The following is a 21511-nucleotide window of genomic DNA, read 5'->3' on the forward strand; positions in this document are numbered from 1 at the left end:
TGGAGGTCTACCGGGGCCATCGGCGCTAGCCTGGTCCAATGCATCGACCAGCACTGTGGCCGCGACACCGTGGCACCCCATGGCGGGTGTCGTGACGCCCAGAGTTGCCTCGGGTTATCGGGCAGGACTGCGTTCCTCGACCAACGCCGCCGCATCGGCCGACTTCGTCACCGACATCTCCTACACCGAGTACGGCTCTGCGGCCTGCACCCTCGGGGTGGCGGCGGACAACACCGTCTTCGTCGCGCCGGCGTTCACCGTCGACGGTGTCGGTGTACTGCGCTCGTCCGACTTCGGAAAGTCGTGGCGCGCATCGGTTCCCGAGGGGGTGCAGCAGAGTCGGAATCGACCCTATCTGTACTTCGACGACGTCGACGAGCGGCTGTTTCTGCACGCCGGCCGTTTCGACGCGGTGCCGCCCCACCCGCTGCGAACGGGCTTCACCCTCGGAGTCAGTGACGACCGGGGCGAAACCTGGCGCACCCGGAAAGTGGCATCGAAAGCGAGGATGGACGCCAAAGTATTTGCCGGACCGAGTAATTCACGGTCGGGGAGAGTTACGTATCTCTCCGCGCCCACGCCGTTCGCAGTACGGGTGCGGCCACTGATCAACGTCACCCGTCAGGTCATCTGGCGGTCCTTCGACGGCGGGGTGAAGTGGGAGGTGGCCGGTGGTTTCGACATCGATTCGAAGAACATCCCCGGGTTGCCGAGTCGGGAGTACGTCGCGTTCGGCAAGGGCGTCGTCGCCCCGGACGGCACGGTCTACATCGGCGGCCGTTACGGCCGACGGTTCGCGGTGGCGGTCAGTCGCGACGAGGGCCTGACGTGGGACGTTCGGATGGTCCCCGGTTCGGCGCTGGCGAAATACCACAACGCAGTGCATTTTCTGCTGCTCGGATCGCGTTATCTGCTGCCGGAGTCGATGGCCGTCGACGACGACGGAAACGTGTACGCGGTGTGGCCGGACCGCGACGGGTTGCTGCATGCGGCCTGGTCCTCGGACGGTGCGGTGACGTGGTCGAGGCCGGTGGTGGTGTCGGCACCAGGGGTGCGCGACGCCCGCTTCGGCGCGATCACCGCCACCGGGTCCGGGCGAGTGGGCATCGCCTACTGCGGACGTGAGAGGGGTCGTGCGTTCCACGGCTTCATCGCGCAGTGCCGCGACTTCCGTACCAGCGGCCCGGTGTTCGTCGGAGGAAAGTACAACGAACCCGACGCGCCGCTCTTTCCCTACGGGTTCTGCAGTGTCGTACCGGGTTTCGGGTCCAGGCGCTCACTCAACGAGATCGTTCGTGTGCATTTCGCCCCCAACGGTGACCTCGTGACCGGGGCGGCGATGCAGATGCGGGGAAGGAACAGACAACGGCCGTGGGCGGCGCGATCGGAACACACCGAGATGCAGGCCGTCCTGGGCCGGCTGGGCCGAATCGTCAGCGCGTAGCAGTCGAAAGGCCCTGCAGCAGTGCGCTGCAGGGCCTTTCCTGATCGTGCGGAACCTCTAGGCGACGTTGATCATGCCGACGGTGGGGAAGAAGAAGCAGCTCTTGTCCGAACCGTCGAGGGCCTTGTGGTTCACGGTGCCGAACACCGCGGCGAGAACGGTTCCCGATCCGGTTTCGACGGGTACGGCGCGGGCACCGGCGGCAGGCAGCGAGTCGATCGCGCCGATGACGAACGGCCGAACGATGTCCTTCGCGGCGTCGGGCACGCCGGAGTTGGCGAGGATCGAGTCGGCGAGAGTGGTTGCCAAGCCGCCGAAGTCGGCGAATCCGCCCTTCAGGGTGTTGACGTTGAACCAGGCGACCTGCATCCCGGTCTTGTCTGCGGAATCGTTCACGATTCCGGCCGGGACGAACGCGAACATCGTCTCGCCCTTGTCGACGGCATTGAGCTCGGGAATCTCGATGGACGGCAGGAACGGCAAGGTGGGGATGGCCGGCGCGGTCAGCTGAGGCCACGGTCCGGCCGCTCCGCCTGCGACACCCGGAACGATGCCGAGAGGCGAGCCCGCCGTAGCGGCGCAGTTGATCGCTGCCGTGGGGTAGAAGAACGGCGTGATGCCGAAGTCGGTGAGGGCCTTGTTGGCCGCGTTCAGTGCGGCGAACGGATCGACGCTCGCATCCTCGGCGACCGGGGTACGTGAGTCTGCGATCGCGGTCGCGGCGTCGAGTGAGGCACCACCCTGTCCCTGCAGTGCGGCGATCGCCTGCGCCAGCGGATCGGCCGGTGCCGGCTCCGCTGCAGCAGTGGCGGGGACAGCGAGCAATGCCGCGCAGGAGAGCGCGAGCGCGCCGGCCAAACGGCTGAGGCGACGAGACATGTGTGACTCCTGTGACTGATGAGGCTTATGTTGCGTGTGCGCTGATACCACCACACATCATCTGGACGTCACAAGCTCAGCCGGAATCCGTTGTTCAATCGAGACGGTCCGAGCGACACAGTGCGCGGACAGCTAGCCCACGTCGATGCCGAAGTCGCGCACGATCCCCTCGAGGCCCGAGGCGTAGCCCTGGCCGATGGCACGGAACTTCCATTCGGCCCCGCGGCGGTACAGCTCGCCGAACACCATTGCCGTCTCGGTCGAGGCGTCTTCGGTGAGGTCGAAGCGGGCGAGTTCGCGCCCGTCGGACTTGTCCACCACGCGGATGAACGCGTTGACGACCTGGCCGAAGTTCTGGCCAAGAGCATCGGCGTTGTGAATGGACACCGGGAAGACGATGGAGTCGACGTCCGGGGTCAGGGCCGCCAGGTCGACATCGATGCTCTCGTCGTCGCCCTCACCTTCGCCGGTCCGGTTGTCTCCGGTGTGCTCGATGGCACCGTCGGGGGAGCGGAGGTTGTTGTAGAAGACGAAGTAGCTGTCGCTCAGCGCCTTCTTCGTCGTGCCGAGTCCGATAGCACTGGCGTCCAGGTCGAAGTCGCCGCCGGTGGTGGCACGGACATCCCAGCCGAGACCCACGCTGACAGCGGTCAGGTTCGGTGCTTCTTTGGTCAGCGAGACATTTCCACCCTTGGCAAGCGTTACGCCCATGTCCATCCACTCCTCAGCGCGTTCGTCCGTGCATCGTCCACTCCACCATATTCATGTTCGAGATCTCGGTGCTCGAGGTGCACGTGTGAAGCCGGAGGGGAACGTGGTGGGTGTGAGCAGTGGGGCTGGCGGTACCGATGGGATTGTGGTGGGATACGACAAACGGTGAAAGATAGCAGTGGTTGTGCGATTTCTCGGGTAGGCGCGCCGCAGCGATCGAACGACGATGGAGATTTCTGTGCAGGTTTCGCGACGTGAGTTGTTCAAGTACGCCGCCGCGGGGTCCGCGGCCGCCGTCGGATTGGTTGCGTTGGGAACGGCGACCGCGCACGCCGACGCCGGGCTCGGCACCCTCGTCGACTACTCGGGTGGGGTGCCGTCGGCAGCGGCCATCAAGGCGGCCGGTCACCTCGGGGCCGTTCGGTACGTCTCCGATCGGCGACCGGATGCGAACTGGATGATCGGCAAGCCGATGCGCAAGTCCGAGGCCGACTCGCTGACGTCCGCAGGGCTGGAAGTGGTCTCGAACTATCAGTTCGGCAAGGGGGCCACGTCCGATTGGCGTGGCGGGTATGCGGCGGGTGTCAAGCATGCAGAGCGGGGACTCGAACTCCACCTCGCCGCCGGTGGTCCGACGGACCGCCCGATCTACGCGTCGATCGACGACAACCCCACCGCCGTGGAGTTCGCAACTCTGATCGCGCCGTACATCCTGGGCTGGCAATCGGTGATCGGAGCCGAGAACACGGGGATCTACGCCAACTCACCGACCATCGAATTGGCCTCGGTCGCCGGACTCGGCCAGTGGTATTGGCAGCACAATTGGGGAACACCCAAGGGCTTCGTTCACCCCGACGCACACATTCATCAGATTCGGATCGACAAGGATTTCGTGGGCGGCGTCAAGGTCGACATCAACAACATTCTGAAAGCCGACTACGGGCAGTGGTCGAAATCCGAGGCGAACATTCTCTGAAATAACATCTATGTAATTCATTGCGACCATTCTCGAATGCAACGCATCGTTGTTTTCGGAATTCGCCTGAATCGACAATTTCGCCCCCGGCTTCCGATGAAGCCGGGGGCGAAACTGTCGGTGGAGCAGATACGAGCTACGGAACGAAGACCGTACCGATGGTGGGCAGGAAGGTGCAGCTGCGCGGAGCTGCGGCCGGATCTTCCTTCGATTGCGTGGTGATCGAACCGGAGATCACCGAGAGGACGCGTCCGGGGCCGGTGTCGGCGATCGCGGACAGCGTTGCCGGACCGTCGGTGTTGATCATGGCCGCGCCGGTCAGGTCCTGCGTTCCCGAGCGACGGTTGTCGATGTTGAGCCACGTCACCGTCAGGGGAGCTGCCTGCTGCGCAGCGACGGGCGCAGTGCCGAGGGCGGTGAAGACGAAGCCGGCCTGTCCTGCACCGGGTCCGGGAGGCGGCAGGGTGGCCGGTCCCGGTACGGCGAGGGCGGTTCCGACGGAATCGGCGGTGTCGGAAATGCATCCCTTGCCGAGCGTCGGGTAGAGGAACTGGGCGATGACGGGTCCGTCCGACGGCAGTTCGGGTCCGCCGCCGCCGGAGCCGTCCAGGAAGGTGATGACCCGTTCGAGCAGTGCCTTGACCTGGTCCGGGAGCTGTGCGGTTTCCAGCAGGGTGCGGGCCTGACCGAGCAGGTCCGCCGCCGGAGCAGCTCCCACGTCGGCAGGTCCGGCTGCGGCACCGAGAATGGCCGGTGCGAACGAGGCGAGTGCTTCGACGTCGGCCAGGTTCGGCATCGGCTCACCGGGGGCGGGGAGGAACTGAGCGATCAGAGCAGCGGGATCGGCCGGTGCTGCGGGCAGATCTGCCGGTGCCATCGGCACCAACGGCTGTGCGGATGCGCTGGTCGGCACGACGAGTGCGGCGGCTGCGGCTACGGCCAAGGCTGTAACTACGCGACGCGTTCCGCGGGTACGAAGCACGGTGATATTCCCCATTCTGATCATGACGCGGGCCCACGGCGACAGCCGGTGCTCGAGGGGTCACTCTATGTAGCGCAATCCCCGATGTACAGCTGTTGTCGGTGGAGCCCTCCCCCGTCGTATCTTTGCCAGGGCAGTCTATTGGTCACACGCTGCGAATTCTCCGCAGACGCACACGATAACCTGTTACTGAAGTTATCAGTGTGAAAGGTGATGCAAATGTTACTCCGGTGCGCAGGCGGTTGGGGCGCATGAGCGGAGCCCTATAAGCTCGACGACCGATACACCGCATCGATACCGAACGGAACCGCACGCACAGTGAACCGACTTGTTCGGCTGGCCCCCGTTCTGCTCGCGGTCTCGGTGCTGAGCCGCTTCGTCTGGGCCTTCGCGACGCCCAACGGAATGAACCTCGTGGACCTCCACGTCTACGTCGACGGCTCCGCGGCACTGCTCGGCGGCAATCTGTACGACTACACGTATTCGGTACAAACCCCGGACTTCCCGCTCCCGTTCACGTACCCGCCGTTCGCCGCGCTGGTGTTCTTCCCGCTGCACTATCTGCCGTTCACGGTGATCGGCGTCCTGTGGCAAGCCGCGACCATGATCGCGCTGTTCGCCGTGGCGAGGCTGACGCTGTCGATGGTCCTCGGCGACGAGCGCGCCGCCGAGGCGCGCTGGGTGCGTATCGCCATGCTGTGGACCGCGCTGGGGCTGTGGTCCGAACCCGTACGGACGACACTCGACTACGGCCAGGTCAACGTATTCCTGGTGCTGCTGGCGATTCTCGCGGTACGCAGCAGCAGGTGGTGGGTGGCAGGCGGACTGGTCGGCTTCGCCGCCGGAATCAAGCTGACCCCGGCCATCACCGGTCTGTACTTCCTGGCCACCCGGCGATGGAAGGCCGCAGCGTTCTCGGCTGTGGCCTTCGCCCTCTCCGTCGCGGTCAGTTACGCGGCACTCGGACATCAGGCGGCCACGTACTTCACCACGCTTCTCGGCGATGCCGACCGCATCGGCCCCGTCGGCTCGGTCTGGAATCAGTCTCTGCGTGGTGCGCTCAGTCGGATCGCGGGGGAGGACGTCGGGCAGGGACCACTGTGGATCGTGGCCGCCGTCGTCGCGACGGGGCTCGCGATCGCGGCATGGCGTGCGATCGGACGCGAAGACCATTTGGGCACGCTGGTGATCGTGCAACTGTTCGGCCTGCTGATCTCACCGATCTCGTGGTCGCATCACTGGATCTGGGTGATCCCGATGGTGATCTGGCTGGTGCACGGCCCCCTGCGTGACATCGCCGGGGCGAAGATCGTCGCGGGCTACTGGTTGGTGACGGTGACCGTTGGGGTGCCGTGGCTGCTCAGCTTCTTCCAGGAATCGATCTGGACCATCCCTCGTCCCGCACTGGAGGCGTGGGCAGGCGCCGTGGACGTCTTTGGAGCAGCGCTGTTCCTCGGCTGGGTGGTCTACGTTGGACGAGTCAGGAAGGCGCGGTCAGTGCATCGATCCGACGCGCCAGATCCACATCCTTCTGTGTGAGCCCGCCGGCACTGTGCGTCGAGAGCGTGAACGTGAGCGTCCGCCATCTGATGTCGATGTCCGGGTGATGGTCCGCCTCTTCCGCGGCCTCGGCCACGCGGTTCACCGCCTCGATGGCAGCCGGAAACGACGCCAGTTCGACGGTGCGCGTCAGGGATTTCCCGACCACGGTCCATTCGTCGAGCCGAGCGTCCTCGATGTCGCGATCGGTCAGCAGTTCGGTCATAGAAAGATGGTGGCATGTCCGGTACCCCCACCGCTGTGGTTGTCGCAGCCGCGTTGACGCACGACGGCGGGCTGCTGCTCGCGCAACGAACCCGTCCGCCCGAGCTGGCGGGTCTGTGGGAACTGCCCGGCGGCAAGGTCGAGCCCGGCGAGTCCGAGGACGCGGCCCTGGTGCGCGAGTTGCGGGAGGAACTGGGAGTCGAGTGCTCGGTCGGAGCGGCGCTGAGCGGCGACGTCGATCTTGCGGGCGGGCTGGTGCTGCGCGCCTACCGGGCCTCGCTCGTCTCGGGAATGCCTGCAGCGCTGGAACATTCGGCCCTGCGGTGGGTGGATGCGCAGACGCTGCCGACGATGGATCTCGTCGATGCGGACCGGCTCTGGCTGCCCGAACTGCTGGAGATCCTGCTCACTTCGCCCGGGCGGTCTTGAGGCCCTTCTTCAGGTCCTTCTTGGTTGCGCCCGCCGATTCGAGTTTCTTCATTCGCATGATGACCACGGGGCATTTGATGCACCGAACCTTCTTGCGACAGCATTTTTTCTTGGGCTTCATCCCCGAGACATCTGCTGCCTTTATCTTGCCCATGAGCACCAAGACTAATGGGTGGCGCAGGTCACAGACCTGAGGGTGGCGCGGGGTACCGTCGGACTACGGGTAAACTCGATCAGTCGCGAGAACCTCGCGGTGCAGCGCGCTTCTCTAGCGACATAAGCCCGCTAGCGAACAAGAGCCCGCATTCGACTCCAGGAGAATTTTTCGCGTGAGCGCCCCAAGCAGTGCAGACAACATCGACAGCACCACCACTTTTCGCAACGTAGCCATCGTTGCACACGTCGACCACGGCAAGACCACCCTGGTCGACGCCATGCTCCGGCAGTCAGGCGCGTTCGAGGAACGTGCCGAAGCGATCGACCGCGTCATGGACTCGGGTGACCTCGAAAAAGAAAAAGGCATCACGATCCTGGCCAAGAACACGGCCGTTCACAAGCGCAACGCCGACGGCACGATCACCGTCATCAACGTGATCGACACCCCCGGCCACGCCGACTTCGGCGGCGAGGTCGAACGAGGCCTGTCCATGGTCGACGGCGTCGTCCTTCTCGTCGACGCTTCCGAGGGCCCGCTCCCGCAGACCCGCTTCGTCCTGCGCAAGGCGCTCGCCGCCTCGCTCCCGGTGATCCTGGTCGTGAACAAGACCGACCGTCCCGACGCGCGCATCGAAGAGGTCGTCTCGGAGAGCCACGATCTGCTCCTCGACCTCGCGTCCGACCTCGACGACGAAGCGTCCGAGGCCGCCGAGCTCGCACTCGATCTCCCCGTTCTGTACGCCTCCGGCCGTGAGGGCAAGGCGTCGCGTGTTCAGCCCGAGAACGGCCACGCGCCCGACGCAGAGAACCTCGACGAGCTGTTCGAGGTACTCCTCAACTACGTCCCCGCGCCCAAGGGCAACGTCGACGCACCGCTGCAGGCCCACGTCACCAACCTCGACGCGTCGGCCTTCCTCGGCCGCCTCGCCCTGGTGCGTATCCACAACGGCCAGCTCTCCAAGGGCCAGACCGTGAGCTGGATGCGCGAGGTCGACGGCGAACCCGTCGTCCAGAAGGCCAAGATCACCGAGCTGCTCAACACCATCGGCGTCGAGCGCGTCCCCGGTGAGCGCGGCGTCGCAGGCGACATCGTCGCCGTCGCGGGCTTCCCGGACATCATGATCGGCGACACCCTCGCAGATCTGGAGGATCCGGTCGCGCTGCCTCGCATCACCGTCGACCAGCCGGCCATCTCCGTCACCATCGGCACCAACACGAGCCCGCTCGTCGGTCGCGTCAGCGGCCACAAGCTCACCTCGCGCATGGTCAAGAGCCGTCTGGACCAGGAGCTCATCGGTAACGTCTCGCTCAAGGTTCTCGACATCGGTCGCCCCGATGCCTGGGAGGTCCAGGGTCGTGGCGAGCTGGCGCTGGCCATCCTCGTCGAGCAGATGCGTCGCGAAGGCTTCGAGCTCACCGTCGGCAAGCCCCAGGTGGTCACCAAGCAGGTCGACGGCAAGCTGCACGAGCCCTTCGAAGAGCTCACCGTCGACACACCGGAGGAGTACCTCGGCGCGGTCACTCAGTTGCTCGCAGCTCGCAAGGGCAAGATGGTGCAGATGACGAACCACGGCGCAGGCTGGGTTCGCATGGAGTTCATCGTTCCCTCGCGTGGCCTGATCGGTTTCCGCACCGATTTCCTCACCGAGACTCGCGGTACCGGTATCGCCAACGCCGTCTTCCACGGATACGCACCGTGGGCAGGCGAGATCCGCGCCCGCCACACCGGCTCGCTCGTCTCGGACCGTAACGGCACCGTCACCCCGTTCGCGATGATCCAGCTGGCCGACCGCGGCACGTTCTTCGTCGAGCCGGGTGCGGACACCTACGAGGGCATGGTCGTGGGCATCAATCCGCGTCAGGAAGACCTCGACATCAACGTCACCCGCGAGAAGAAGCTGACCAACATGCGTCAGTCCTCCGCAGACGTCATGGAGACCCTGGCCAAGCCCAAGAAGCTCGACCTGGAAATGGCGATGGAGTTCTGTGCAGGCGACGAGTGCGTCGAGGTGACCCCCGAGGTCGTCCGCGTCCGCAAGGTGCACCTCGATTCCAACGAGCGCGCCCGCGAGCGTTCGCGTAGCAAGACTCGCGACAAGGCTGCTCTGTAAGACTCACTTCGTGCGGCAGAAGCGACGTGTCACCTTCGTGGGGCGCGTCGCTTCTGTCGCAGAAGTAGCCGACTACCAAGGAGATCCTCGTTGCGCAAGGTGCTGATGCCGACGGTTCTGGTTTCTGCCATCGCTCTGGCTCTCACCGCGTGCACTGCGGATCCGCCGCCCCCCATAGAGAGTGTCGAGACTCCGGTCAGCACGACGATGGTTCCGGCCGAGACCGGTGATCCGGTCGTCGTCGCCATCGACGACGTCGGTATCGGGTTCAATCCACATCTTCTGGCGGATCAGTCGCCCGCGACGGCCGCGGTGAGTTCACTGGTTCTGCCCAGCCCGTTCCGCCCGGTCAGGAACCCCGACACCGGGGTGACCACCTGGGAGCCGGACCTGTCCTTGCTGCTCTCGGCCGAGGTGACGTCGCAATCGCCGTTCACCATCCGCTACCAGCTGCGCAACGAGGCCCAGTGGTCCGACAGCGCGCCGATCGCCGCCGAGGATTTCCGCTATCTGTGGCAGCAGATGATCACCCAGCCCGGTGTCGTCGATCCGGCGGGGTACGCCCTGATCAGCGACGTTGCGTCCTCGGGCGGTGGCAAAACGGTCGACGTGACGCTCTCGTCGCCATATCCGGCCTGGCAGCGACTGTTTGCCGATCTGGTGCCCTCGCACCTGCTCAAGGACTCACCGGGCGGTTTCCAGGGGGGCCTGACGGACAACGTGCCGGTCTCGGGTTCGCGGTTCAACATCAAGACCGTCGACCGGGGGAGGGACGAGATTCTGCTCGAACGCAACGATCGATTCTGGGACCGACCCGCATCACCGGACCAGATCCTCATCCGCCGCGGAGGAACCTCTGCGCAGCTGGCCGATTCGCTGCGGTCCAGTGACGCTCAGATCGCTCAGGTTCGCGGGGGCTCGGCGCTGCGGGCGCAGCTCTCCGCAATTCCCGGAGTGCGAACCGACACCGTCAGGCAGTCACGTGTGCTGTCGATGACGATCAACGGTCGAGCTCCGAACATGTCCGATTCTGTTGTGCGGCAAGGGATATTCGGTCTGCTCGATCCGAACCTGCTGGCCACGGTCGGAGCAGGCGGCGGCGCGACCGATCGCCGGGCGGCTGCGCAGCTGTCCTCGCCGTCCGACCCCGGCTACTCGGCGACCGCGCCCGCCCCCATCGGCAAGACTGCTGCCCTCGATCTACTCGGTCGGGCCGGGTTCGTGCCGACACCTGATGCCGTGGTGACCTCGACACCGAATCCGAGCGCACCGACCACCGCAGCTCCGACGACGAGTCCCGCCCCGAGTGCGACGGACGCTCCTCGGTCGCCCGTCACCCGCCTTGCCGACGCGACCGGCACCGCGTTGCGGTTCGTGATCGGTGCGGTCGAGAACGACGACATCGCGCTAGCGGTCGCCGGCACCGCCGCCGACGAACTCGTCGGCGCGGGCATCGACGCCACCGTCACCCCACTGCCTGCCGACGAACTGTATTCGACGGCGTTGACCGACGGGACCGTCGACGCGGTCGTGGGATGGACCAGCGCCGGGGTCGACCCCGCCACGGCCCTCGCCTCACGGTTCGGCTGCGCCGACGCAGCGGCCGACGGCAGTGGCGACGGCGTCGAGGTGTTGCGCAACCTGTCCGGCCTGTGCGTTCCGGAACTGCAATCGACGATCGAAAGGGCACTGGTGAGCGGTCTCGACCCCACCGTGGCCAGGAACGAGGTCGAGCCCGAACTGTGGTCGCTGGCGTCGACCCTGCCGATCATGCAGGACTCGTCCGTGGTGGCCGCCGTTCCCGGCATCACCGGCGTCTCGTTGACCGGCCCGGTGGAGGTCGGGATCTTCGCCGATGCGTCGCAGTGGATACGGACACCCCGATGACCGAACCCGGCGAGACCGACGACAACGACACAGCGAGCGACACAGCGATGACGAACGATTCGACGATGCCGGAGCCTTCCACGACGGAGCCTTCCATGACGGAGCCGCAGCGGTTGCTCCTGGTGCATGCACACCCGGACGACGAGACGATCACCACCGGCGGCACCATCGCTCACTACGTCCGTGCCGGTGCGGACGTCACGGTGCTCACCTGCTCGCTCGGCGAGGAGGGGGAAGTGATCGGCGAGACGTGGGCAGATCTGGTCGTCGACCGTGCGGATCAGCTCGGCGGCTATCGGATTCTGGAACTGCACCGCGCTCTCGCGGCACTGGGGTGCAACCCACCTCGATTTCTCGGCGGTGCCGGACGGTGGCGAGATTCGGGAATGGCCGGGACGTCGGCGGCCCGCAAACCGCGCGCGTTCGTCAACGCCGATCGCACCGAGGCTCTCGGAGCGCTCGTCGCGGTGATGCGCGAGCTCCGACCGCAGGTGGTCGTCGGGTACGACCCCGAGGGCGGATACGGCCACCCCGACCATCAGCAGGTGCACTCGCTGGTGACCGAGGCCGTCGAGGTCTCCGGTACGGAGTCGTTCCCCGGCGTCGGATCGCCCTGGGAGGTGGCGAAGTTCTACTGGACGGTCACCGGACACGATCAGTTGCAGGCGGGACTGGCCGCCATCGAGGAGATTCCCGCGCACTGGCGAATGCCGGAGACCGGCGAGCTGCCGAGTGTTCCCGAGAGCGTCATCACTACGAGTGTCGACATTCGCGGCGTGCTCGATGCCAAGAGAGATGCGCTCCGGGCTCACGCAACTCAGGTGACCGTCGCACCGTCCGGCAGCGAGTACGCACTGTCCAACGACATCGCCCAACCGATTCTGCTCGACGAGCAGTACGTGCTCGTCCGCGGTGAACTCGACCCCGATGAGACGGGCAGGGAGAACGACCTGTTCGCCGGCGTACTAGGCTGTGGCTCGAATCACTGATCTCGATACAGCAGGGGCGGAACACACATGTACAACTGGGTAGTGCAGGACGCGATCGTCGCGTTCGTCGATTCTCTCAAGCCGCAGTTCGGCGCGCAGGCAGATCTGTACCAGTACGTATTGGGACAGATCGCCATGGGTGCGAGCAACTTGCTGACCTCACTGGGATACCCGCCGGTTTCCTGAGTGCCGGTGCACTGAATCGACCCGGGTCAAGGCAGTATTGGGCGCATGATCTCGAAGGCCGCATCCAATACTGTCGCCCTGGTGTCGTGGGCGACTGTCGCAGTACTGGTGTTCGACGGCTTCCTGTCCGGATTTCTGTCGGTCTTCTTCCTACCGACCTACCTCGGTTCGGTGCAGTTCCCCATCAGCGCTGTGCTCGGCGGGATCGCGAACGTCGCGCTGATTCTCGCCGCACGCAAAGTCGCAGATCGACCGATCTGGGTGGCGTCGCCCCTGTTCGGTTGGTTTGCCGCGGTGGTGCTGTGCATGCTCGGCGGTCCGGGAGGCGACGTTCTCCTACTTGCCGATTGGCGCACCATGCTGCTCATCGTGGCCGGTGCGGGCCCCGCCGGAGTGCTGCTGTTCATGTTCCGGATGAAGGCGATCACAGCAAGCGTGCATGCCGACCCGCATTCCGCAGCACGTCCTCGATCATCGTCGGAGTCAACAGTCCGGTGAAGGTGTTTCGCTGGCTCACGTGATAGCTGGCGAACACGGTGATCGAGCCCAGGTCTAGCCGAGCCCCATGGCCGAATTTCGGTGCGGGCCTCGGCACATCCCACCCGTTCGCGGCCAGTGTCGGCAGCAGAGACTGCCAGCCGAACGCTCCGAGAACGAGGACGGACCTCAGGGTCGGACGCAGCAACCGCAATTCGTCGTCGAGCCAGGGTCTGCACCGGTCACGTTCGGCGGGAGTCGGTTTGTTCTGCGGCGGAGCGCAGTGCACCGGAGCAGCGATGCGAACCCCGTTGAGCGTCAATCCGTCTCCGATATGGGTGGCGGTGGGTTGGCTGGCCAGGCCGACCGCATGCATCGCTCGATAGAGAACGTCACCGCTTCGATCACCGGTGAACATCCGACCGGTGCGGTTCGCGCCGTGTGCCGCGGGTGCCAGACCCACGATCAGCATCGATGCATCGGCCGGGCCGAAACTGGGAACGGCTTTGCCCCAATACGTTTCGTTCGCGAACGCGGCCCGCTTCTCGGTAGCGACCTGCTCACGCCACTGCACCAAGCGTGGACAGGCGCGGCATTCGGCCACCGCGAAGTCGAGCTCGTCGATGCTCTGCGGCCGCGTCATGTCAGGTCCGGTGCAGCCAGACGTCCCCGGCTCCAGGGGTGACGGCGTCGATCATCGCCCACGCGTTCTCGATAGGGATGTCGACCACCTCGTAGTGTCCGACGCCTGCGGGAGTTGCGGCGACGACGGTCGCGACCCCGGCGCGACGCTGAAAGAACGTCTGCCGCACCGTCCAGCCGATGATGCCTGCCGCTTCGAGGCTGTGTCGAGTCCTGTCGAGCGAACCGTGCTGGGTGATGAGCCAACCGGGCAGCACCGTGTGGCCGAGGCCGCGGAAGCGATCGTGAGCGAGTCCGAATGCAGCAACGAACAACACCCCGACCGCGATCCACGCCAGCACCGGGATCGGTGCGCCGACGTACTGTGCGATGCCGAGCGCTGCACCGAGAACCAGCACGGGCAGCACAGCGCGGGTGTAGCGGCGTCGACGCGCTGCGGGTCCGTGTTGCAGCAGAGGCCGGTCCGAACTTCCGTGCAGACCGGCCTCGCCGAGCACCGTGGTCATCATCCGCAGCGCCTCGGCGCGTGGGGCCTGGGGCAGCAGCAGAGACGATTCCTTCTTCTCGGCGCTGACGCCCGTCATGATGGCGTCCAGCCTTGCTCCGCCGGCCGCACGAAGCAGCAGCGGTTCGGACAACGAGGTGCCACGAAGTCGCTTGCGATCGAGCGTCGACTGACGGGTGCGCAGCAGTCCGTGGCTGACGTGCATGGTGCGTCCCTGGTCCGTCACGGTCAGGTTGGCGTAGGCCAGCAGGTAGCGGACGCATGCGAAGATGCTCGACACGACGAGCAGCGCCATCAGCGCCACGACGACGAACACCGCGATGCCCAATCGCTCGGCGGAGTCGATGCTGTTGGAGACCACCGACGATTCGGCCAGTGTCTGCCCGAGCCCGTATTGGAACAGCACGCCGACGGCCGCAGCGATGGTGACGATGCCGGTGATGGAGAACGGCGCGAACCGCACCCACGAGAACTGCCAGTGCGCAATCTCCACGCCGGAATCCTCTGCTGCGGTGGGTGTTCCGTCGGTCGCCGGGACCTGCCCCGACACTCGCTGCAACAGATCTCCGCGGAGTGCCGGTACCAGCGAGGTGTCGAGGGCATTGAGCTCGAAGGCCTCACCCTTGCCTGCCTGTTGCCCGGTGCCGATGCGCAGGATGGACAGGCCGAGTACGCGGTGCAGGACGTTCGCCTCCACGTCGACCGACCGAATCCTGTTGCGCGGGATGGACAGGACCTTCTTCTGCAACACTCCGGTGCGCAGTTGCACGTGTACCGGACCGATTCGGTAGCTGGTGGTGAACCACCGCAGAATTGCGAACACCACCACGACTGCGAGGATGCCGAGACTCCAATAGTGGTTACCGCTCTGACTGCCGACGAAGAACGAGATCAACAGCACCGGCAGAATCTTGATGCCCTCGTTCACCGGATGTACCAACAGCATTCGCTTGTCCAGGCGCAGCCAGGGCTGTTCCTCCTCGACGGCGAGGAGTTCCGCCTGATCCTGCGGGCTGCCGGCGGTCACGTGGCATCTCCGACGGTACGGCCGGCGATGTCGGTCAGGCGCGCGACCGTCTTGTCCGCGACGTCCTGATCGAGCGCTGTGATCTTCACCGCGCCCGCGGACGACGCCGTGGTGACGGTGACGGTGGCCAAGCCCAACAGACGATCGAGCGGTCCGCGCTCGGTGTCGACGGTCTGTACTCGCGAGATCGGTGCGATCCGCCGCTCCTGGCTCAACCAGCCGGTGCGGGTGTAGACCGCGGTGTCGCTGATCTCCCAGCGATGCACGCGATATCGCCACTGTGGCACGACCGCGACGTGCAGGGCCGCGAGGACGATCGAGGCGACGAGGACGGTGACGTGTGGCCAGGTGGTCCAGTTCGAGTCGACGACGGCCCAGACGATCTGGGCGACGAAGATCGGTACCCACAGCAGACCGGCACTCAGCGCCCAGAGCAGACGCGCACGCGGAGAGGGTTGCCACTGCGGATCGGTCATCGTTGTCACGGCTACAAACCTAGGGGTGTCGTTCGGTAACCACCACCCCCGGAGCCTGCGGAACGACCCGAATGGGGGAGGGGTGGGTGGCACGTGCGTACCAGGAAGCGCATGATCGACTGGTGACTTCGCTGCCTGATACCGCTCCAGCCGCTTCTGCCATGCGCCGCGTTCTGCGTCGCGCCCGGGACGGAGTCTCGTTGAACGTCGACGAGGCGACGGTTCTGCTGCATGCGCGCGGGGACGATCTGGTGGATCTGATGGCGTCGGCCGCGCGAGTTCGTGATGCGGGTCTGGAGTCGGCCGGGCGTCCGAAGACGGTCTCCTATTCGCGAAAGGTCTTCGTACCCATCACGCGGTTGTGCCGCGACAAGTGCCATTACTGCACGTTCGTCACGGTGCCCGGCAAGCTCAATGCCGCCGGGCACGGGATGTTCATGGATCCCGACGAGATCATCGACGTCGCTCGCAAGGGTGCCGCGCTCGGGTGCAAAGAAGCGCTGTTCACCCTCGGTGACCGACCGGAGGAGCGGTGGCCCGAGGCCAAGGCGTGGCTCGATTCTCGCGGCTACGATTCGACCCTGGATTACGTGCGCGCCATGTCGATCCGGGTGCTCGAGGAGACCGGCTTGCTCCCGCACCTCAATCCGGGAGTGATGTCGTGGCAGGAGCTGTCGCGACTCAAGCCGGTCGCCCCGTCGATGGGGATGATGCTCGAGACCACCTCGCGTCGGTTGTTCGAGGAGAAGGGGCAGGCGCACTACGGCAGCCCCGACAAGGATCCCGAGGTTCGGCTGCGGACGTTGACCGACGCGGGTCGCCTGAACATCCCGTTCACGACCGGAATTCTGGTGGGAATCGGCGAGACACTGCGCGATCGCGCCGAGTCGATCATGGCAATTCGTAAGGTGCACAAGTCTTTCGGACACGTTCAGGAAATCATAGTGCAGAACTTCCTGGCGAAGTCCGACACCGCGATGCGGTCCGTTCCCGATGCGGGGCTCGAAGAATTCCTGGCGACCATCGCGGTGACGCGCATCGTGGTCGGCCCGTCGATGCGGATTCAGGCTCCGCCGAATCTGGTCGAGCCGGAGGAGACCGCAGCGCTGCTCGGTGCAGGCGTCGACGATTGGGGCGGGGTCTCGCCGCTGACTCCCGATCACGTCAACCCGGAGCGGCCGTGGCCGAACCTCGACACCCTCGCCGAGCTGTCCGACAAGGCGGGCTACCGCTTGGTGGAACGTGTTGCAGCGCAACCGCAGTACGTTCTGGCCGGCGCTCCGTGGATCGATCCGCGGATCTCGGCGCACGTGCGGGCGCTCGCCGATCCCGAGACCGGCATGGCGCGTGAGAACGTCAACCCGACGGGTCTGCCGTGGCAGGAGCCGGACGAGGAGTGGGAGTCCTCGGGACGCGTCGACCTGAACACCGAGATCGACACTCAGGGACGCAATACCGAGACGCGCTCGGATCTGGCGAATGCGTTCGGCGACTGGGACTCCATTCGCGAGCAGGTGCGCGATCTCGCCGGGCTCGAGCGGGTCGACCGCGACTTGGTGTCGGCATTGACGGCAGCGGAGAAGGATCCGGCCGGGCTGACCGACGAGCAGTACCTCGCACTCGCCACGGCCGAGGGTCCGGGCATGGACGCCGTCGCGGCCCTCGCGGACGATCTGCGCAAGCAGGTCAACGGAGACACCGTCACCTACGTGGTGAACCGGAACATCAACTTCACCAACATCTGCTACACCGGGTGCCGCTTCTGTGCGTTCGCGCAGCGCAAGGGTGACGCCGATGCGTTCACCCTGTCCACCGCCGAGGTCGCCGATCGTGCGTGGGAAGCGCACGTCGTCGGTGCCACCGAGGTCTGCATGCAGGGTGGAATCGACCCCGAACTACCGGTGACGGGCTACGCCGACCTGGTGCGTGCGGTCAAGGCTCGGGTTCCGTCCATGCACGTGCACGCGTTCTCACCGATGGAGATCGTCAACGGGGCCTCCCGCGGCGGTCAGTCGATTCGCGAGTGGCTCACCGAACTCCGGGCCGCCGGGCTGGACTCGATACCGGGTACGGCCGCGGAGATCCTCGACGACGAGGTCCGCTGGGTGCTCACCAAGGGCAAGCTGCCCGCTGCCGAGTGGATCGAAGTGATCACCACCGCGCACGAGGTGGGCCTGCGGTCGAGCTCGACGATGATGTACGGGCACGTCGACAATCCGTCGCACTGGGTCGGTCACCTGAACGTGCTCAAGAAGATCCAGGACAAGACCGGTGGGTTCACCGAATTCGTGCCGCTGCCGTTCGTGCACCAGTCCTCGCCGCTGTATCTGGCCGGAGCGTCCCGACCCGGGCCGACCAACCGCGACAACCGTGCGGTGCACGCCCTGGCTCGCATCATGCTGCACGGCCGAATCGACAACATCCAGACATCGTGGGTGAAATTGGGAATCACGGGTACACAGGCGATGCTGAACGGAGGCGCGAACGATCTGGGAGGGACCCTGATGGAGGAGACGATCTCGCGTATGGCGGGTTCGCAGAACGGTTCGGAGAAGACCGTCGCGGAACTGCACGAGATCGCCGACGGCATCGGACGACCGGTTCGTCAGCGCACCACCACGTACGGCCCGGCTCCGGCGGTATCGGTTGCCGGCTTGATCTGACCCTCGGGTCCCCTTTTTCGAAATGGAGCTTGTCTGACATGGACGACCGTCGAGTCGCCGCGGTTCTGAGCAGTGCCGTCGCCATCATTCATCCCGTGCTCGACATCCTGGCGACACGGGATCCGATCGGGCTCAAGGGGCGCACGTTCCGTGAGTCCTCCGCGGATGACTCGACGCTCGACAACGTCATCGATTTCCTCGCGAAGGCCTTCGACACCACCGATTTTCCCGGTACCGCGGGCTGGGAGAAGCTCGACAGCGACGCTCGTTCGCAGTGGTGGGTCAATCGGATCGGCGCACTCAACACCGTGGCCGTGGCGTTCCCCGGTGTGTTCGGCATTCTGGTCAACCGCCTGCCGATCCAGGATCTGCTCGGGTTCGCCAACCAGGCGATGGTGCTCGTGGCCGTGGCGCGCGAGTCGGGGGTCACCGACCGCGAGACGCACGTCGCGCTGCTCGGATCGGTGCTGTGCAAGCGCGATCTGACGTCCCTGGCCGACAGTGCTCCGGCGCAGAAGGAGCAGTCACCCAAGTCGGGTCCGTTCGCACTGCTGCGCGGAATGTGGCAGATCGCGAACGTACTGCGGGACGTGGCAGGTGAACTGGAGAAGCGTCCGCACCCCCGCGGCTTCTACCGCGTGCTCGGCGCCATCCCGCTCGTCGGTGGCGTCGCCGGATATCTCGGTGAGCGCGGCGCTCTCTCGCGTGCCGCCAAGCAGGGGCGCAAGTGGCTCGCGGCCCACAAGAAGGCATCGGCACTCGGTGCCGACTCGCCCGCGAAGCAGTTGCGTCGATAGCCGAGCGGGGCAGGTGAGGCGACCCTGAGTCGGTCGCCCTCGAGTTCGGACGGCGATACTAGGATGCTCAGGGCGCGCGAGCGCCCACGATCGATACAGGAGGGGAGAGCAGTAGTGACCTACTCGATTGCAGAACCGTGCGTAGATGTACTGGACAAAGCGTGCATCGAAGAGTGCCCGGTGGATTGCATCTACGAGGGTAACCGAATGCTGTACATCCACCCCGACGAATGCGTCGACTGCGGAGCCTGCGAGCCCGTGTGCCCCGTCGAGGCCATTTTCTACGAGGACGACGTGCCCGAGCAGTGGAGCGCATACGTCGGTGCCAACGTCGACTTCTTCGACGACCTGGGATCTCCCGGTGGCGCAGCCAAGCTCGGCAAGACGGACTACGACCCGCCGTTCATCAAGGCTCTGCCTCCCATGGGCGAGAACTGACGCCTTGGCACGCAGAGCGGTGGCAGCGACGCTGCCCGATTTCCCATGGGACTCGTTGACCGCTGCCAAGGAGACGGCGTCGGCGCACCCGGACGGCATCGTCAATCTGTCGGTCGGGACGCCGGTGGATCCGGTTGCCGAGGTCATCCGCACCGCACTGAATTCGGTTGCGGACGAACCCGGATACCCGACGACCGTCGGTACCGTTGCGCTGCGGGAGGCCGCGGTGGCTGCGCTCGAGCGCCGCTACTCGATCACCGGCATCGGGGTCGACGCGGTGCTACCTGCCATCGGCACCAAGGAAATGATCGCGTGGTTGCCGACATTGCTGGGCCTCGGAGCCGAGGACCTGGTCGTCATCCCCGAATTGGCCTATCCCACTTACGAAGTGGGTGCTCTGCTTGCCGGCGCTCGTATTCTGCGGGCAGATGGTCTCGCGCGGCTCGGACCGGAGCGGGCGTCATTGATATTCGTCAATTCGCCGTCCAACCCGACGGGCAAGGTGCTCGGTGTCGAGCACCTGCGCAAGGTCGTCGACTGGGCCCGCGAACGTGACGCGATCGTCGTCTCCGACGAGTGCTACCTGGGTCTGACCTGGGATGCCGAGGCCGTGTCGGTTCTCGACCCCCGCGTATGCGACGGAGATCACACCAATCTCCTTGCGGTGCACTCACTCTCGAAGACCTCGAACCTGGCCAGCTATCGCGCCGGCTTCGTCACCGGAGATGCCTCCCTCGTCGCCGAGTTGCTCGAGGTGCGCAAGCATGCCGGCATGATGGTGCCGTTGCCGATCCAAGCTGCCATGACCGCAGCACTGGCCGACGACGAGCACGAGAACATCCAGCGCGAGCGATACCGAGCCCGGCGAACGACTCTCAAATCCGCCGTCGAGGCAGCGGGCTTCACCGTCGACCACTCCGAAGCCGGGCTCTACCTCTGGGCCACGCGGGGTGAGAAGTGCCGCGATACCGTCGACTGGCTCGCCCAGCGCGGCATCCTCGCCGCACCGGGGGAGTTCTACGGTCCCGACGGTGCCCATCACGTGCGGATCGCGTTGACGGCCACGGACGAACGCATCGAGGCTGCGGCGACACGCCTGCGCGGATAGTGCGTGGTGCACTGACTGTCCACAGTTCGGCCCGGCGAACGGAATTCCGCTTCTCGATGCGAATTGTGGGCAGAAAAGTCGGTTGGCTTCGGCTCGGCCCGGGTGTTCTCATGTACCCATGACTCTCAGCCTGCTGCTCAGCTTCGCCGGTGTGTGTTTTCTGCTGGCGATCCTGCCCGGGCCCGATTCGTTTCTGGTCCTCCGCTACAGCATCGGCGGCCTCAAGCCGGGCATCGCAGCGGCGATGGGCGTCGCGATCGGCGGACTGTTCTGGGCCGTGCTGGTGGCCGTCGGGCTGGCGGCGATCGTCGAACAGTCCGCGACGGCGTATCGCGTCGTGAAGATCCTCGGTGGGCTGTACCTGCTGTATCTGGGCGTGAAGGCTTTCCGGGCTCGACGCAAGAACAAGGTGGCAGGCGAGCCGCTCGTGCCCGTCGCCGCGTCGGCGTGGTCGGCGTTCGGTGCCGGAGTTCTCTCGTGCGCGCTCAATCCCAAGGTCGGACTGTTCTATCTCGCGGTGGTGCCGCAGTTCCTCACCGTGGTCACGTTCGCCGGTGCCATGACGCTCGGGCTGGTCGAGGTGGTGGTCGCGGCGCTGGTGATGGGAGTGTTCTCCGTTCTCGCCTCACGTGCGGTCGCGCTGCTGCGCAGGCCGGCGGTCACCGACTGGATCGACCGCATCAGCGCCGGAATCCTGGTCGCGCTCGGCGTCGGCACCGTCGCATCCTCGGCCTGAGTCAGGGAATCGGCAGCATCACGTTTCACGACTGATGGGCACTGGGGCGCGGCCTGGATCTCGCACACGCGCGCGCACTTGCCATAGGCACGCAGATTCGTGACGCCAAACCACTCGCGTTCAGCAAA

At 65.6% G+C, this 21511-nt stretch carries 22 protein-coding genes; 14 read left to right on the forward strand and 8 right to left on the reverse strand.

Annotated features, from left to right (window positions below):
* Positions 1 to 91: 91 nt before the first annotated feature.
* Complete coding sequence (locus NY08_RS23790) at positions 92 to 1444, forward strand: sialidase family protein (protein WP_144407423.1); 1353 nt, start codon at positions 92 to 94, stop codon at positions 1442 to 1444.
* A gap of 57 nt (positions 1445 to 1501) precedes the next feature.
* Here the strand turns inward: NY08_RS23790 and NY08_RS23795 are convergent, their stop codons facing one another.
* Complete coding sequence (locus NY08_RS23795; RefSeq protein WP_045199181.1) at positions 1502 to 2323, reverse strand: hypothetical protein; 822 nt, start codon at positions 2321 to 2323, stop codon at positions 1502 to 1504.
* Positions 2324 to 2455: 132 nt separating this feature from the next.
* Entirely contained in the window at positions 2456 to 3034 is a 579-nt protein-coding gene (locus tag NY08_RS23800) for a TerD family protein (RefSeq protein ID WP_032394223.1), read from the reverse strand.
* A gap of 226 nt (positions 3035 to 3260) precedes the next feature.
* Here NY08_RS23800 and NY08_RS23805 point away from each other — a divergent pair, with 226 nt between their 5' ends.
* Complete coding sequence (locus NY08_RS23805) at positions 3261 to 4010, forward strand: DUF1906 domain-containing protein (RefSeq protein WP_032394061.1); 750 nt, start codon at positions 3261 to 3263, stop codon at positions 4008 to 4010.
* A gap of 136 nt (positions 4011 to 4146) precedes the next feature.
* On the opposite strand, the gene NY08_RS23810 is transcribed toward NY08_RS23805, so the two are convergent.
* Positions 4147 to 5007, reverse strand: coding sequence for an Rv1157c family protein (locus tag NY08_RS23810; RefSeq protein WP_045201056.1), 861 nt, complete (start codon positions 5005 to 5007; stop codon positions 4147 to 4149).
* A gap of 303 nt (positions 5008 to 5310) precedes the next feature.
* Between NY08_RS23810 and NY08_RS23815 the strand changes: the two genes are divergently transcribed.
* Complete coding sequence (locus NY08_RS23815) at positions 5311 to 6531, forward strand: mannosyltransferase (protein WP_045199183.1); 1221 nt, start codon at positions 5311 to 5313, stop codon at positions 6529 to 6531.
* Here NY08_RS23815 and NY08_RS23820 read toward each other — a convergent pair.
* Positions 6473 to 6757, reverse strand: a complete 285-nt coding sequence (locus tag NY08_RS23820; protein WP_032394064.1) for a 4a-hydroxytetrahydrobiopterin dehydratase — start codon at positions 6755 to 6757, stop codon at positions 6473 to 6475. The genes NY08_RS23815 and NY08_RS23820 overlap by 59 nt on opposite strands.
* A gap of 14 nt (positions 6758 to 6771) precedes the next feature.
* On the opposite strand from NY08_RS23820, the gene NY08_RS23825 reads away from it, so the two are divergent.
* A complete protein-coding gene (locus tag NY08_RS23825; RefSeq protein ID WP_045199185.1) occupies positions 6772 to 7185 on the forward strand; it encodes a (deoxy)nucleoside triphosphate pyrophosphohydrolase in 414 nt (137 codons plus the stop codon).
* On the opposite strand, the gene NY08_RS26325 is transcribed toward NY08_RS23825, so the two are convergent.
* Positions 7163 to 7339 carry a hypothetical protein gene (locus NY08_RS26325; protein WP_094609726.1) on the reverse strand — a complete coding sequence of 59 codons (177 nt, stop codon included), beginning with the start codon at positions 7337 to 7339 and terminating at the stop codon, positions 7163 to 7165. The two genes, NY08_RS23825 and NY08_RS26325, sit on opposite strands and share 23 nt — an antisense overlap.
* Positions 7340 to 7514: 175 nt before the next feature.
* Here NY08_RS26325 and typA point away from each other — a divergent pair, with 175 nt between their 5' ends.
* The 5 genes from typA to NY08_RS23845 all read left to right on the forward strand — a co-directional run bounded on the left by typA (position 7515) and on the right by NY08_RS23845 (position 13012).
* Complete coding sequence (gene typA / locus NY08_RS23830) at positions 7515 to 9452, forward strand: translational GTPase TypA (RefSeq protein ID WP_032394066.1); 1938 nt, start codon at positions 7515 to 7517, stop codon at positions 9450 to 9452.
* A 105-nt stretch (positions 9453 to 9557) separates the two neighbouring features.
* Positions 9558 to 11339: an ABC transporter family substrate-binding protein gene (locus NY08_RS23835; RefSeq protein WP_045201058.1), complete on the forward strand. Its 1782-nt coding sequence runs from the start codon at positions 9558 to 9560 to the stop codon at positions 11337 to 11339.
* 47 nt (positions 11340 to 11386) lie between these two features.
* The gene (mshB, locus tag NY08_RS23840) at positions 11387 to 12328 is read left to right on the forward strand and encodes an N-acetyl-1-D-myo-inositol-2-amino-2-deoxy-alpha-D-glucopyranoside deacetylase (protein WP_442970855.1); all 942 of its coding nucleotides are present in this window, start codon (positions 11387 to 11389) and stop codon (positions 12326 to 12328) included.
* 27 nt (positions 12329 to 12355) lie between these two features.
* Positions 12356 to 12514: a hypothetical protein gene (locus tag NY08_RS26330; protein WP_008714214.1), complete on the forward strand. Its 159-nt coding sequence runs from the start codon at positions 12356 to 12358 to the stop codon at positions 12512 to 12514.
* Between the two features lie 45 nt (positions 12515 to 12559).
* Positions 12560 to 13012: a hypothetical protein gene (locus tag NY08_RS23845; protein WP_045199187.1), complete on the forward strand. Its 453-nt coding sequence runs from the start codon at positions 12560 to 12562 to the stop codon at positions 13010 to 13012.
* Here NY08_RS23845 and NY08_RS23850 read toward each other — a convergent pair.
* The 3 genes from NY08_RS23850 to NY08_RS23860 all read right to left on the reverse strand — a co-directional run bounded on the left by NY08_RS23850 (position 12939) and on the right by NY08_RS23860 (position 15641).
* Positions 12939 to 13634: a uracil-DNA glycosylase gene (locus NY08_RS23850; protein ID WP_045199189.1), complete on the reverse strand. Its 696-nt coding sequence runs from the start codon at positions 13632 to 13634 to the stop codon at positions 12939 to 12941. The genes NY08_RS23845 and NY08_RS23850 overlap by 74 nt on opposite strands.
* Position 13635: 1 nt before the next feature.
* Positions 13636 to 15084, reverse strand: a complete 1449-nt coding sequence (locus NY08_RS23855) for a PH domain-containing protein (protein ID WP_082074083.1) — start codon at positions 15082 to 15084, stop codon at positions 13636 to 13638.
* Between the two features lie 77 nt (positions 15085 to 15161).
* Positions 15162 to 15641, reverse strand: a complete 480-nt coding sequence (locus NY08_RS23860) for a PH domain-containing protein (RefSeq protein ID WP_032394070.1) — start codon at positions 15639 to 15641, stop codon at positions 15162 to 15164.
* Positions 15642 to 15712: 71 nt separating this feature from the next.
* Between NY08_RS23860 and NY08_RS23865 the strand changes: the two genes are divergently transcribed.
* The 5 genes from NY08_RS23865 to NY08_RS23885 all read left to right on the forward strand — a co-directional run bounded on the left by NY08_RS23865 (position 15713) and on the right by NY08_RS23885 (position 21383).
* Positions 15713 to 18304, forward strand: coding sequence for a bifunctional FO biosynthesis protein CofGH (locus NY08_RS23865; protein WP_373557284.1), 2592 nt, complete (start codon positions 15713 to 15715; stop codon positions 18302 to 18304).
* Between the two features lie 38 nt (positions 18305 to 18342).
* Positions 18343 to 19101, forward strand: a complete 759-nt coding sequence (locus tag NY08_RS23870) for a hypothetical protein (protein WP_032394071.1) — start codon at positions 18343 to 18345, stop codon at positions 19099 to 19101.
* Between the two features lie 114 nt (positions 19102 to 19215).
* Positions 19216 to 19539 (forward strand): ferredoxin, encoded by a 324-nt coding sequence (gene fdxA, locus NY08_RS23875; RefSeq protein ID WP_008714223.1) that lies wholly within the window; start codon positions 19216 to 19218, stop codon positions 19537 to 19539.
* 4 nt (positions 19540 to 19543) lie between these two features.
* Positions 19544 to 20647, forward strand: a complete 1104-nt coding sequence (gene dapC, locus NY08_RS23880) for a succinyldiaminopimelate transaminase (RefSeq protein ID WP_045199196.1) — start codon at positions 19544 to 19546, stop codon at positions 20645 to 20647.
* A 118-nt stretch (positions 20648 to 20765) separates the two neighbouring features.
* Entirely contained in the window at positions 20766 to 21383 is a 618-nt protein-coding gene (locus tag NY08_RS23885; RefSeq protein ID WP_032394073.1) for a LysE family translocator, read from the forward strand.
* Positions 21384 to 21511: the final 128 nt, after the last annotated feature.

Origin of the sequence: Rhodococcus sp. B7740 (assembly GCF_000954115.1) — a bacterium.
GTDB lineage: Bacteria > Actinomycetota > Actinomycetes > Mycobacteriales > Mycobacteriaceae > Rhodococcoides.

What these genes read in the sequence shown, in the direction of transcription:
- NY08_RS26325 (WP_094609726.1), bottom strand. Translation starts at nt 7,339, where the DNA reads ATGGGCAAGATAAAGGCAGCAGATGTCTCGGGGATGAAGCCCAAGAAA.
- mshB (WP_442970855.1), top strand. Translation starts at nt 11,387, where the DNA reads ATGACGAACGATTCGACGATGCCGGAGCCTTCCACGACGGAGCCTTCC.
- NY08_RS23800 (WP_032394223.1), bottom strand. Translation starts at nt 3,034, where the DNA reads ATGGGCGTAACGCTTGCCAAGGGTGGAAATGTCTCGCTGACCAAAGAA.
- NY08_RS23885 (WP_032394073.1), top strand. Translation starts at nt 20,766, where the DNA reads ATGACTCTCAGCCTGCTGCTCAGCTTCGCCGGTGTGTGTTTTCTGCTG.
- NY08_RS23850 (WP_045199189.1), bottom strand. Translation starts at nt 13,634, where the DNA reads ATGACGCGGCCGCAGAGCATCGACGAGCTCGACTTCGCGGTGGCCGAA.
- NY08_RS23825 (WP_045199185.1), top strand. Translation starts at nt 6,772, where the DNA reads ATGTCCGGTACCCCCACCGCTGTGGTTGTCGCAGCCGCGTTGACGCAC.
- NY08_RS23870 (WP_032394071.1), top strand. Translation starts at nt 18,343, where the DNA reads ATGGACGACCGTCGAGTCGCCGCGGTTCTGAGCAGTGCCGTCGCCATC.
- NY08_RS23855 (WP_082074083.1), bottom strand. Translation starts at nt 15,084, where the DNA reads ATGCTGTTGGTACATCCGGTGAACGAGGGCATCAAGATTCTGCCGGTG.
- NY08_RS23820 (WP_032394064.1), bottom strand. Translation starts at nt 6,757, where the DNA reads ATGACCGAACTGCTGACCGATCGCGACATCGAGGACGCTCGGCTCGAC.
- NY08_RS23865 (WP_373557284.1), top strand. Translation starts at nt 15,713, where the DNA reads ATGGGGGAGGGGTGGGTGGCACGTGCGTACCAGGAAGCGCATGATCGA.
- NY08_RS23810 (WP_045201056.1), bottom strand. Translation starts at nt 5,007, where the DNA reads ATGGGGAATATCACCGTGCTTCGTACCCGCGGAACGCGTCGCGTAGTT.
- NY08_RS23835 (WP_045201058.1), top strand. Translation starts at nt 9,558, where the DNA reads ATGCCGACGGTTCTGGTTTCTGCCATCGCTCTGGCTCTCACCGCGTGC.
- NY08_RS23795 (WP_045199181.1), bottom strand. Translation starts at nt 2,323, where the DNA reads ATGTCTCGTCGCCTCAGCCGTTTGGCCGGCGCGCTCGCGCTCTCCTGC.
- NY08_RS26330 (WP_008714214.1), top strand. Translation starts at nt 12,356, where the DNA reads ATGTACAACTGGGTAGTGCAGGACGCGATCGTCGCGTTCGTCGATTCT.
- NY08_RS23860 (WP_032394070.1), bottom strand. Translation starts at nt 15,641, where the DNA reads ATGACCGATCCGCAGTGGCAACCCTCTCCGCGTGCGCGTCTGCTCTGG.
- NY08_RS23845 (WP_045199187.1), top strand. Translation starts at nt 12,560, where the DNA reads ATGATCTCGAAGGCCGCATCCAATACTGTCGCCCTGGTGTCGTGGGCG.
- NY08_RS23805 (WP_032394061.1), top strand. Translation starts at nt 3,261, where the DNA reads ATGGAGATTTCTGTGCAGGTTTCGCGACGTGAGTTGTTCAAGTACGCC.